Origin of the sequence: Capnocytophaga cynodegmi (assembly GCF_002302475.1) — a bacterium.
GTDB classification, from domain to species: Bacteria; Bacteroidota; Bacteroidia; order Flavobacteriales; family Flavobacteriaceae; genus Capnocytophaga; species Capnocytophaga cynodegmi.
Genome location: NZ_CP022378.1, coordinates 2,456,744 through 2,469,792, shown reverse-complemented (window position 1 = coordinate 2,469,792; position 13,049 = coordinate 2,456,744). Strand labels below are relative to the sequence as shown.

Genomic DNA, 13,049 nt, shown 5'->3' with positions numbered 1-13,049 from the left:
TAGATAAACAAAAAACATCCCGATTGGGATGTTTTTTATTTAAATCTTCATTATTTCTTAATTTTTGAATACTACACGGAAACCTATATTATTCTGGTAAGAGTCATTAGCTCCTCTATTTGCTGAACGGCAATATGTTGGTTTACAATAAACACTTGCTCCACGACGAATGAACCTTTTGTCTGTTGATTCTGTAACAGGTTTAGGGTCAGTTTGATCATCAGCTTTGTAAGGAGCATATCTATCTGCAGTCCACTCCCAAACATTTCCACTCATATCATAGATACCTAGCTCATTTGGTTTTTTCAATCCAACAGGGTGTATACCTTTTGAATTTTTAATATGAAAAGCCACCTCGTTTACATCATCACTTCCTGCATATAAATATCCTTTACTTTGTTTTCCACCAAGTGCAGCATACTCCCATTGTGCCTCAGTAGGTAAACTACCACCAGCCCACTCGGCATAAGCCTTAGCTCCATACCAACTCACAAATGTAACCGGATAATTCTCCCTTCCTTCTAATACTTCGTATTTACCCGCTTTACTAATTATATCTGTTCCGTTGTACCATCGGAAGCCTCCTTGACTTTCGTTACCTTTTTCACTCAAAAATTTAGCATATTGAGCATTTGTAATCTCATACTTACTTATTTTAAAACTGCTTAAAGTAACTCTATGCATAGGCACTTCATCCAAATCTGAATATGGGCTAGTTTTTTTGTCTGGAAATTTTTCATCTTTTGTTCTACTGCTTCCCATAACAAAAGTCCCCCCTTCCACAAAAACAACATCTTTATCTGTTGGAACCACCACTGAAGCTGTAACACGAACCTCCAAAGAAACTTCTTTTCCAGATATTTTATCCTTAACTATTATTTCTGCATTTTCTGTTACCTGCACTCCTTTAACAGTCAACTTATTTTCTGATCGAGTTACCTCTACTGAAGCATTATTATTCAATATCTCATATTCCCCACTACCTTCTGTTATTAGAACTTCCGCAGTCGTATTAGGTTTTAAATTTAACCCATTTGGTGTAACTATCAAATTGTAAACTTTTACCTCCAAAACAGCAGCCTCATTAACTTCGTTAGAAATTGTAATTGTAGCTACTCCCGAACTAAGTCCTGTAACAACCAACTCATTACCTGAAATAGTTGCTGTAGCAACTTTGTCATTACTCGTGACTACTGAGTAATTTCCACCTCCTGAAACAATTTCAACTTTAGCTTTATTATCCAGTAAAGTTCCATTTTCTTTGGATTGCTCAACCTCCACAACTGTGAAAGCTTTCACTACAACATTACTGACTGAAAGAGTTATACTTTCCTTCTTAGCTATTGTTACAGCAATTGACGCTTCTTTACCACTCTCAACATCTTTTATTGTGGTTGTTGTAGTTCCTACTGCTAACCCAGAAATAGTAACTGTAGTTTGAGATAGCGTTGCTGTCGCGATGCTTTGGTCAGTCACAACGACTTCATACTTTCCATTTCCTGAAGAAATATTAACAACTCCCTGCTGTCCTACAAGCAAACTAACTTCTTTAGCATCAAGTTCCAAATTAAGTAACTCCCTACTTATCGAAACTTTCACACTTGAACGTTGATTAGTCTTTTTGTCCAAAACAGTAACTGTAGCCTCTCCCGCAGCAATTCCCTTAAGAGTTACATTTGAATTAGAGATAGAAACAGTAACTACATTATTATCAGAACTCATAACTTCATACTCCCCACTACCAGCATCGATTTTAAAAGAAGCACTTTCTCCAACTCTAACTGAAACATTTTGGATACTTAACTTAAGGTCATCATAAGTAACCTCATCTTTTTTTGAACAATTTGTAGCAGTTATCATAACCATCAGTACAATAGCTGCATATGCAAAAAACTTTTTCATAAAATTATATTTGTTATTTAGTAGATATTTTCATTTGCAGGTGCAAAGGTAATTATTTATTCAATAAAAAACACAAATAAAAATTAAAAGTTTTCATAAAAAACACCTATAAATTAAAATAATGACAAAAAACTATTTACAAAAAGCTCTCCATTTAGCATATTTACAAAAATACTAACGTAATCTTCTGTCTGGTTCTTTGCTCTTATCCCACTTCAAATCAGAGAGCATTGAAGATTTTATACCTATGAAAAAGTACCAAGAATTTCTATATCCAATAGGGGTAAAATGAAAACTCATTCTGAAGCTATTCAAATCCCTTTCAAATCGCAATTGTGTATAAGTAATTCCTTTATTTATAAAGTCGTATCCGCTTGAAATACCCACTTGCCATTTTGGCGAAAGCTCCACATTACTCGAAAACATAATAGAGTTATTCGATATTTTTGATTCACGAGCCACATTGCTATAGGTCAAAGAGTACGCCAAATTCACGTCCCAAGGAATGGATGCATTGTAGAAAGCGCTTTTCTTTTCATTTTTGTCTTCTTGTTCCTCTGTTTCTTCGTCTTTGTCTTGCATATCATTTATAGGTCTTGATGACCCAAACAAATCGTCTGCACGTCCTCCCGAAGCTCTATTGTCATTATTTTTTGTTTTGTTTTTATCTCTATTTGAAAAAGTATAACTTGTGGAAAGGTTTGCATTTGTTAAGCGGAAAAGACTTCCCCCATTATTAATATTGAATTTCTCCATTTGCCTTCCATTCTCATCAATTGCATACGGATTTAATGTCATTCCAAAGTTTATAGGCAATTTTCCTTCAAAAAGTGAAGTTCCCCCTGTTACCGATACAGGACTAAATTGTTTTGTTATTACATTATAACTTGAACTGAAATTCAAACTATTAAGTAACATAATTTTCTTAGGCTCTGTTTCTGTGCTATCTTTTTGCTTTACTTTTGCTTCCAAAGTATTACTCAATGAAAAGCTAATGGATTGTGATTTATTTAGCCCTGGCACTCCATAAATTCCCCCTTCAAAGCGAGTATATTGCGATTTATTTCCAAAGGCATCTGAAATATAATCCTCATAATATTGGTCGAAAGCAGGTGTGTAACCATAACTAACTGATGGTCGCATTACGTGCCTAATAGCCTGTATTTTAGCATCTTTCTTAAATCGAAAAGTTCCGTAAACTGTTGTTCCCAAACTCGCTCCCAAATTATAAGTAAGAAAGCGGTCAAAACCATTAAGTGTGTCAATTTTTGATGCACCTATATTGCTGTTAAAATCGTTTTTACGGATTGTTTTAAATTGCCAAGTTTCGTTCAATGATGAATTCAAACCTAAAGTTACGTACTTGAACAATTTTGTCGTAGTACTGACGGGAATTGAATGTCGTACTCCGTTTTTGGCGTCATTGAACATTTTTTTTGAAAAGAACAAACTATCAGTTGTTGAAAACCGATTATCTGCCTGCATACTATATTGAAAATTAAGACTTTTTAGAAGTCCTCTTTTTGATTGACCTTGTTTAACAAAAGGATAGATACGCTCCATATTGGCACGTAATGCTGGTAAAGTCATTTCAATGCTTTGTGTGTTCGTATTTTGCGAATGTGATGCTGTAACAGAAAGATTTACAGAAGGATACGCAGGAAACGTTTTTGAATACGAAATTGATGAGGATAATGTATTGTTCAAAACATTGGGTGAATTAATTTGATTGTATGAATTTTGGTAATACCGACTACTTCCCAAATTCACAGATGCAGAAAAACTTGAGTTAGGATTTGACTTTGCATCTTTTGAGTGTGTCCATTGAATATTGTACAGAGTGGTTCCGCTGTAATCAGGAAGTCCTTTGATACTATAAATCTGATTTTCATAGTTCAAGCTGAAATTACCAGAAAACTTGTACCGTTTGTTATATGCGGATTGTGCTCTAAAACCATAACTTCCGTTTGTAAAGTAATCTCCTGTGAGTGCTAAATCCAAATGGTCACTGATAACAAAATAATATCCTCCGTTTTGTACAAAATATCCACGATTGTTTGCTTCTCCAAAAGTAGGAAAAATAAGCCCTGAAGACCTCCCTGAAACCATCGGATAGTATGCAAAAGGAATGGCTATAGGAGTCGGTACATCAACAATGTACATATTACTAAACCCCGCAACTATTTTCTTTTGTGGTACAAACTTAGCCTTCCGAAGTAGAATATAATAATCTGGGTCATCTAAGTCTTCTGCCGTTGTAATGATAGCATTCTTCATAAAATAGGTAGAATCATTTTCTTTTTTAATGATTTCACCCTTTATGTTATTTTCATCTTGCTTTGTGTAAGCATTTCGGATAATCGCCCTTTGCGTTTTGTAATTAAAACGAATTGAATCGGGTTCTATTACATCATCTCCTTGCTTAAACACAGGATGTTGCGTATATTCTCCAACAGAATCCTTCAATCGTCCTGCGTAAACCTCTCCTATATCAAATTTGATAAGCTCAATTCCTGCAGATATATCAATATCAGTATATTGCACTTGTGTTTCATTGTACAGAATGATTTCACTTTTCACCTTGTTGAATACGATACTATCTTTGGCTTTGTACTTAACAATATCTTCCAAAGCCCCTTTAGGTTTTTGCAAAGAATCCTTCCTGAGTGAATCGGCTTTTTGCAGAAGAGAATCGGTTTGAGGTTTTATATTTTGTTTTTTGATAGTATCTTTGGCTGAATTTCTGGAACGCCGCAAAGTATCCAATATTGAATAGGTATGAAAACTACGATAATCCATCTTTCGGATAGCAAATAGCTCCGCATACCAAAAGCAAGTGGTTGCGATTAATAATCCTATAAGTAAAACTATTTGTCTGCGATAATTCAGCAAGGTATTCTTCTTTGAAATGTCAAAATTTAACGTAAAAACTCACGAACTTCCTCCTTTAAATGGCTCAAAGCACTTGACGAAGGCGATGGTTTGTTTATAAACTCTTTAAAAATAAATTCGGTCATCGCTTTGGAATCAGCAAGTTGCTCATCGTATGTGGCTTTACGTATTACTTGAATGGTTGCCATTTTTGCGGTTCGGATAACATTCCACAAATTTTCACTCATATAAATTTGTTGCGATAAGTTATGCTCAAACTCCTCATCAATAGAATTTACCAAAAGGGCTTCATATTCTTTTTTAGGCAAGTTACGAGAAGGAATGCGAAGTAGTAATTGCTGCGGACTGATGCGTTCCAAAAACAGAGCCATTCGCTCATACGCCTGTAAACGAAGCGGAAGTGAAAGCTTCTGATTTTCCTTTTGCAACAAAAATAAACGACGTTTTTCTTCGTTTTTGATGTGTAAATAGAAGAAATAATATGCAATTACACCAACAATCGCTGAAGGAATACAATACAACAAAAAAGTGACAATTTGGCTTTCCATTTGTTATGACATAATTTTGCGGACAAAAGTAATAATTTTTTCATACAAAAAAAATTCTTACCTTTGGAAACTAAATTCTATTTTCTTATGAAGCATACATATGTTTTATCCGTGTTGGGACTGCTACTCACGCTAACTTCTTGTGAGCAACAACAAACAAAAAAAGAACAATCCTACACAATTCAAGGGAGCGTTGATGGGCAAACGAAAGGCAAGGTTTATCTCTTGGAATTCAAAAACAGAGAATACACCGCTGTCGATTCTGTTGATATTAACAACGGAAATTTTAAATTTGAAGGAAATATTTCTGAGCCCCTCGTCTACTCTTTGCGACTCAATAACGTGGGAAAAAGGGCCAACTTCTTCCTTGAAAACACAAATATAACATTGCATTTGAACCAAAATTGGGAAATTGAAATCATAAAAGGAGATAAAAACACGCAACTTTTCAAAAAATACAACGACCTGAACGAAAAAAGAGCCTTAAACTTAGATAGTATTCTCAAAACAGACAATAATTCGCCTGTGATTGCCTACTTTTTAGGGCGAAATGCTTATATGTACGACTATCCGCAGCTCGTTTCGCTTAGAAAACAAATCGCTCCGGAGTTACTTAAAAATACATACATCGAAGAACTTGATACTGCTATCAATAAGCTCGAAAAACTTCAGCCAGGAAATCCTGCTCCTGATGTTATTATGGAAAATTCTGAGGGAAAAACTTTTAAACTGAGTGATTTAAAAGGAAAAAATGTTCTCATCGATTTTTGGGCTACTTGGTGTCCTGATTGTCTCAAAGAAATACCTTCTCTGAAAGAAATTTACAAAACATACAATTCCAAAAACTTTACAATACTGAGTATCTCGCTCGACCGCAACAAAAAAAATTGGCAGAAAGCCATCGCCGACGGACTTTCGTGGGAACACGGATTTGTGGAAAATGCTTGGAAATCAGAAGCAGCTCAAACCTATACTTTGCGTTGGTTGCCTACATACATCTTAATTGATGCTAACGGAACCATCATCGCACGAACCATCGAAAGCCATAAAATGATTGAAGAAATTGAGAAGTTGGTTAAATAATTCTCCTACTTTCTTTCGGAAAAAAGAATCTGTACAATACGCCTTCAAAAATGTTTTTTGAAAGCATATCGTACATCGGGGCGTACTGCATACATCTTGAGAAGCAAAATGATAGTGTATGCAATACGCTTCCAAAAATATATTGCAATATCAACAAAAATACATAATCAAAAATTCTTTTTAAGATAAGATTATAGATAATCTAATGTCAAAAAAAGTTTTTCAAAAAAGATTGCAAACAATCCAGTATCAAAAAAAGTTTTTTAAAGAAGATTGTAGACAATCTAACGTCAAAAAAAGTTTTTTAAGAAAGATGCAGACAATCTAGCATCAAAAAAAGTTTTTCAAAAAAGATTGCAAACAATCCAACGTCAAAAAAAGTTTTTAAGACAAGATTGCGAACAATCCAACGCTAAAAAAGTTTTTTAAAAAAGATTGCAAACAATCCAACATCAAAAAAAGTTTTTCAGACAAGATTGCAGATAATCCAGCCTCAAAAAAATTTTTTGATTTCAAAATAACAATACAACAAATTGTACATCTTATAAATACATTTATTTAATTGTATATCTACTAAAAAATAATTTATTAATGAAAGATTTATTCGGACAAGCTATCTTAGATTATCAACAAGGCAATTATACGGAAGATATTAAAACAGAAACTACTATTTCGGAAGAAGACATTTTGCCCCTGCCCTATTTATTCCGTTCGTTTAAAGAAATGCCACCATTGGAGCAAAAAGCATTGCGTTTGGCGAGAGGAAAAGTTTTAGAAGTGGGCTGTGGAGCTGGTAGCCACGGATTGTATTTGCAAAACGAACGAAATTTGGAAGTTCATTCTATCGACATTTCACCAAAGGCTGTCGAGGCTTGTAAACTCAGAGGTTTAAAGAACGTTTCAGTTGCCAATGTTATGGAGTTCGAGGGGAAATTTGATACTATTTTGCTACTAATGAATGGAGCTGGAATGTGCGGACGATTAAAGCAAATGGGAACTTTTTTAGCTAAAATTAAAAGTCTGTTAGCCCCAAACGGACAAATTTTGACCGATTCGTCCGATATTATTTATATGTTCGATGAGAATGAGGACGGAACATACGACGTACCACTCCATTTTGATTACTACGGCGAGGTTGATTATTTGGTTAAGTACAAAAATGAGAAAGAAGAGCCTTTTGCGTGGCTTTACGTGGACTACAACACTTTGCAGAACGTTGCACACTCGGTAGGCTTAGAATGCGAATTGGTTGCCGAAGGAGAACATTACGACTACTTGGCAAAAATGTTTTGAGGTTAGTTTACTTTTAATCGAAGCCCATTTCTTTAGCCATTTGTCTTTTCCTGAGGTATCTTCTGTAAACCATCCAAAATAATTGCGTCAATAAGCCGATTGCGTCCCTCAATGATTGTTTGGGCATTTCTCGAAACTCATTCTGACGCAATTCTTCTATTTTCTCCTCGCATTCTTGTTTGGATATGTTGCCCAAAGTGTATTGAGCTACTGTTTCGTATATTTTCACGATATGCATTCCCCAAGTTCTTAAAAATCTGTACAAACTTGACTCAAAAGTTAGTAAAAAGAGAAAATCTTCGACCGTAAAGTGAGGAATATGAAAATTTGCGACTATTTCTTCTTTAATTTCTTGTGCCTGATTGGTGTAATCGATGATTCGGTTTGAAATTTCATTTGCCGAAGAAAGAATATGGCTAACGGGTATTTCTTTTCCTGCTAAAAAACTTATGTCTTCGGCAAATTCCTTAGCTTCTTCGTACGAAGGAAAATTTAAGTTGAGAAAGTCGTACTCCAAGTCTCTCCAAATGGTAAGGTAAGAGAAATGCGTGAGTTTTGCTATCAACAGATATTTTATATATCTGTTTTCTCTGAAATATGCCTCCGTGTATGTGAATTTATCTTGCTTTTTCATATTTTTAATTGGAATAGTGTTATTGGTGTTATTTCATAAAAAAAACTTTGGCAAATCATTTTTTTACCAAAGTTTTCGTATCATTATTTTTTCTTCGCTTTTGTGGTTGTCTTTTTGGTTTTTGCAACTTTTGAAGCTGTTTTTGTTTTCGGAGTTTTCTCAGCAATCAGGGCTGTAGCTTGTTCTAAAGTGAAAGTTTCAACATCGGTTTCTTTTGGTAATTCGATTTTCACTTTTCCTTTAATGAGATTATAGCGTCCCCAACGTGCTTTTTCCAATCGGATAGAACCATCTTCCCATTCTTTTACCACTTTCTCCGATTCTTTTTGTAATTTATTCTCAATGAGTTCTTCTATATCTTGTTTTGAAAGGTTATCGAAGTCATATTTTTTACTTACATTGATAAAAATATTATTCCATTTAATAAAAGGACCAAATCTTCCTGTTCCTTTGGTAACTTCCATACCCTGATATAATGCGATAGGGGCGTCAGCTTTTTTCTTTTGTGAAATAAGTTCTTCGGCTCGTTGCAGTGTTACACCAAACACATCTTCCCCTTTGTCCAAAGAAATAAAAGTATCTCCATAACGCACATAAGGTCCGAACCTTCCTACATTCACATCAACCTCTTTTCCGTCGATAATGCCTAATTTTCTGGGGAGTTCAAAGAGTTTTAAGGCTTCTTCGAAAGTAATTGTTTCGATAGACATTCCCGAATGAAGACTTGCAAAGAGTGGTTTTTCATCATCTTCATTTGTTCCTATTTGAGCCATCGCTCCGAAGCGTCCTAAGCGAACACTCAACGGTCGTCCTGATTTTGGGTCAGTTCCTAAAATACGTTCGCCTGTTTCTCTCGCTGCATTTTTTTCTACATTCTCCACAACTGGGTGGAAGTGCGTATAAAAATGTTGCAACATCTGTGTCCAGTCTTCAGTGCCTTCGGCTATATTATCAAAGCTACCCTCTACTTTTGCAGTAAAGTTGTAGTCCATAATATTCTCAAAATTTGTAACCAGAAAGTCATTTACAACAATTCCTATATCAGTAGGAATTAATTTGCCCTTATCAGCACCCACTTTTTCTGTAAGTGTTTTTTGTTGTATGGTTTCTTTGGCAAGTACAAGTTGCTCGTATTTTCTTTCCTCTCCTTCCAAAGAGCTACGTTCTACATAGCCTCTGTTTTGGATTGTTGAAATTGTAGGAGCATAGGTTGAAGGACGCCCGATACCCAATTCTTCGAGTTTCTTCACTAAAGAAGCCTCTGTGTAACGAGCTGGAGGACGAGTAAACCTCTGTGTAGCAATGATATTATTATTGCTGATAGATTCTCCTTTTTTTAATGTTGGCAACATACCTTCTTGTTCTTCTTCCTCGTCATCGCTACCTTCGAGATATACTTTTAAAAATCCGTCAAAGCGAATCATCTCTCCGTTAGCTGTAAAAAGTTCAGTATGTTTATCTGCTTGAATTTTTACATTAGTTCGCTCAAGTTGAGCGTCCGCCATTTGTGAAGCAATTGTGCGTTTCCAGATGAGTTCATACAAACGAGCTTGGTCGCTCTCTGCAGAAATGGAAGTACGTGTCATATCCGTAGGACGAATGGCTTCGTGTGCTTCTTGGGCTCCTTTTGCTTTGGTGGCAAAATTGCGAACCTGACTATATTGGTTTCCGTATATGCTAACTATGGCGTTTTTGGCAGTATTTATTGCTTCTTGTGATAGATTAGTGCTGTCGGTACGCATATAGGTTATAAAACCTGACTCGTACAAACGCTGTGCAATCATCATTGTTTTACTTACCGAGAAGTATAATTTTCGAGAAGCTTCTTGCTGCAGTGTTGAAGTAGTAAAAGGAGGTGCAGGAGATTTTTTCGCGGGTTTTGTTTCTAAAGAAGCTATTGTAAAGTTTGCACCCAAATTTTTTTCCAAAAATTGCTTTGCTTCCTTTAATGTATCAAATGATTTTGGCAAGGTTGCCTTAAATGTTTTCCCTTCGGAATTAGCGAACTCTGCTGTTATTTTATAAGAAAAATTCGTTTTAAAATCTTGTATTTCGCGTTCTCTTTCAACGATTAATCTCACAGAAACTGATTGAACTCGTCCTGCTGAAAGTCCGCTTTTAACCTTTTTCCATAGCACTGGCGAAATTTCATATCCGACAAGCCTATCCAATACGCGACGTGCTTGTTGAGCATTTACCAAGTTGTAGTCAATTCCTCTCGGATTTTGAATGGCTTTTTCAATTGCAGACTTTGTAATAGAGTTAAAAACAATGCGTTTTGTATTTTCAGGTTTTAATTTCAACGTTTCTGATAAGTGCCAAGAAATAGCTTCTCCCTCACGGTCCTCATCACTTGCTAACCAAACCGTTTCAGCTTTTTGAGTAAGTGTTTTAAGCTCCTTAACAACTGCTTTTTTATCACTGGAAACCAAGTATTTAGGCTTGAAGCCATTCTCGATATCTACACCCAATTCCTTGGAGGGTAAATCAACAATATGTCCGTAACTTGATACTACTTTAAAATCTTTCCCTAAAAATTTTTCAATGGTTTTTGCCTTCGCAGGCGACTCTACAATTACTACGTTTTTAGCCATACTACTAACTTTTGGTGGGCAAAAATAGTAATTTAATTGGTATTTGAAAATTAAATTATTCTTAAAATCAGAATTTTGCCATTAAGAAGTTCTAAAAACAAAATAATTTGCAAGAATCGAATAAATCCTTTGAAAAAACAAAAAGAAAAACTCCATCAAAACCTTATGAAAAAGTATGTTTCAATAGAGTTTTCTATATCAATCATTCAGGAATATTTTTTATTCCTTACAAATTTCTTCTGCTATAAACTCTTTTAAATCAATAATTTTCGGATAATTATAATACTTTGTAAATCGTTTCAAGCCCATCAATAACATTCGTTGCTCATCTGCTTCACTGAAAGAAATTATTCCTTCCTTAGCTCGAGTAATTATTTTTTCAACAGATTGATACAAACAAAGTTTGGCCATCGCTATTTGCACTTTCTGATTTTCTTCTCCGAAACGTTTTGCATTTTTTTCTGCTCGTAATACAACCGATTCGGCCATATAAATTTCCATCATAATATCGGAAGCCACCATCAATAATAACTGATGTTTTTCTAAGTCAGTTCCATACTTCTGAATGGCAAAACCTGAAACCATCAGAAAAACTTTTTTCAACCGAGCAATCAATTCTTTTTCCTCCGACATTACTTCCGAAAAATCAGGAATTTCAAAGGAAGGAATTCCCATCAATTCATTTTTGATTGCCATTGCTGGAGTGAGCAAATCCACGTGACCTTTCATAGCTTTTTTAATGAGCATTCCCACTGAAAGCATTCGATTAATTTCATTAGTACCTTCATAAATTCGCGTGATACGAGCATCACGCCAAGCACTTTCCATAGGCATCTCAGCTGAATATCCCATTCCTCCAAAAATTTGAATTCCTTCATCACTACTTCGCTGAATATTTTCTGAAAGAACTACTTTTAGAATAGAACACTCAATCGCATATTCTTCAATACTCTTAAGTTCAGCTTCATTTTCAGCATTCCCTTCAGATTTTCTGATTTCTATTCGATTCTCAATTTCTTTAAGTGTTCTGTACACGGCTGCCTCACCTGCATACAAGCTACTTGCTATTTCTGCTATTTTCTCTTTAATTGCTCCAAATTCGGCAATACGTATCCCAAACTGAATACGCTCTTTTGCATAATTTACAGAATTTTCAAGTATGCGACGTTGAGCGTCTAAAGTAGCCACCGACAATTTTATTCTACCTATGTTTAATACATTGAGTGCTATTTTAAACCCGTTATTTCTCTCCGAAAGCATATTTTCAACAGGGACTTTTGTATTGTTAAAAAATATTTGTCGGGTAGAAGAAGCGTGTATCCCCAATTTGTGTTCCTCCTCACCTAAAGTTATCCCATTAGGATTAGAAGGATCATATTCCACGACAAATGCGGTTATGTTTTTGTCGTCATTTATACGGGCAAATACTGTTAAAATCGTAGCAAACCCAGCATTTGAAATCCACATTTTTTGTCCGTTGAGTATATAAAACTTTCCATCAGGAGATAGCTCTGCTTTTGTTTTTCCAGCATTGGCATCAGAACCTGCTTCTGGCTCCGTTAGGCAATACGCTCCAAAAGCTTCACCTGTTGCTAATTTTGGTAGATATTTTTGCTTTTGTTCTTCCGTTCCGTAAAGCAAGATTGGCATTGTTCCAATCCCTGTATGTGCCCCAAAAGCCGTAGCAAATGAGCCTGTCGCTCCCGAAATATAATCACATACAACCGACGTAGTAACAAATCCCATTCCAAGCCCACCATATTCCTCTGGGATAGCGATTCCTAACAATCCCATTTCCCCAGTTTTCTTCATCATTTCTATGGTATAGGCATAGTCTTTTTGCTCAAAACGAGGCTTATTCGGATAAATTTCTTTATCCACAAACTCCTTAACCGTGTCTTTCATCAAGATTTGCTCTTGCGAAAAATCCTCAGGTGTAAAAATGTTTTCACATAGGGTTTCTTTTACTAAGAACTCTCCTCCTCTAGTTGTTTCCATATGTTTTAAGTTTAAAAAATTAGACTCTATTGCCACAAATATAACAATAAAATTTGGTAATAGGAATTTTATTGCGGTTTATTCAGTTTCTTATTCTAATCTTAC

General features: G+C 35.3%; 8 protein-coding genes. 2 read left to right on the top strand and 6 right to left on the bottom strand.

The features are described 5' to 3' along the window. Nucleotides 1-57: 57 nt before the first annotated feature. The 3 genes from CGC48_RS10900 to CGC48_RS10890 form a co-directional block, all read right to left on the bottom strand. Nucleotides 58-1,902, bottom strand: a complete 1,845-nt coding sequence (locus CGC48_RS10900) for a formylglycine-generating enzyme family protein (RefSeq protein ID WP_098029589.1) — start codon at nucleotides 1,900-1,902, stop codon at nucleotides 58-60. A gap of 174 nt (nucleotides 1,903-2,076) precedes the next feature. After that, nucleotides 2,077-4,701 (bottom strand): putative LPS assembly protein LptD, encoded by a 2,625-nt coding sequence (locus tag CGC48_RS10895; protein ID WP_394336573.1) that lies wholly within the window; start codon nucleotides 4,699-4,701, stop codon nucleotides 2,077-2,079. Between the two features lie 119 nt (nucleotides 4,702-4,820). Then, nucleotides 4,821-5,342, bottom strand: coding sequence for a DUF7935 family protein (locus tag CGC48_RS10890; RefSeq protein WP_098029588.1), 522 nt, complete (start codon nucleotides 5,340-5,342; stop codon nucleotides 4,821-4,823). An 87-nt stretch (nucleotides 5,343-5,429) separates the two neighbouring features. On the opposite strand from CGC48_RS10890, the gene CGC48_RS10885 reads away from it, so the two are divergent. Continuing rightward, nucleotides 5,430-6,425 (top strand): TlpA disulfide reductase family protein, encoded by a 996-nt coding sequence (locus tag CGC48_RS10885; RefSeq protein ID WP_098029587.1) that lies wholly within the window; start codon nucleotides 5,430-5,432, stop codon nucleotides 6,423-6,425. Nucleotides 6,426-7,016: 591 nt separating this feature from the next. Then, nucleotides 7,017-7,718: a class I SAM-dependent methyltransferase gene (locus CGC48_RS10880; protein ID WP_098029586.1), complete on the top strand. Its 702-nt coding sequence runs from the start codon at nucleotides 7,017-7,019 to the stop codon at nucleotides 7,716-7,718. 13 nt (nucleotides 7,719-7,731) lie between these two features. Here the strand turns inward: CGC48_RS10880 and CGC48_RS10875 are convergent, their stop codons facing one another. The 3 genes from CGC48_RS10875 to CGC48_RS10865 form a co-directional block, all read right to left on the bottom strand. Then, nucleotides 7,732-8,352 (bottom strand): hypothetical protein, encoded by a 621-nt coding sequence (locus tag CGC48_RS10875; RefSeq protein ID WP_098029585.1) that lies wholly within the window; start codon nucleotides 8,350-8,352, stop codon nucleotides 7,732-7,734. 83 nt (nucleotides 8,353-8,435) lie between these two features. Continuing rightward, nucleotides 8,436-10,946 carry a type I DNA topoisomerase gene (topA, locus tag CGC48_RS10870; protein ID WP_098029584.1) on the bottom strand — a complete coding sequence of 837 codons (2,511 nt, stop codon included), beginning with the start codon at nucleotides 10,944-10,946 and terminating at the stop codon, nucleotides 8,436-8,438. A 219-nt stretch (nucleotides 10,947-11,165) separates the two neighbouring features. Beyond that, complete coding sequence (locus CGC48_RS10865; protein ID WP_098029583.1) at nucleotides 11,166-12,944, bottom strand: acyl-CoA dehydrogenase family protein; 1,779 nt, start codon at nucleotides 12,942-12,944, stop codon at nucleotides 11,166-11,168. Nucleotides 12,945-13,049 lie beyond the last annotated feature (105 nt).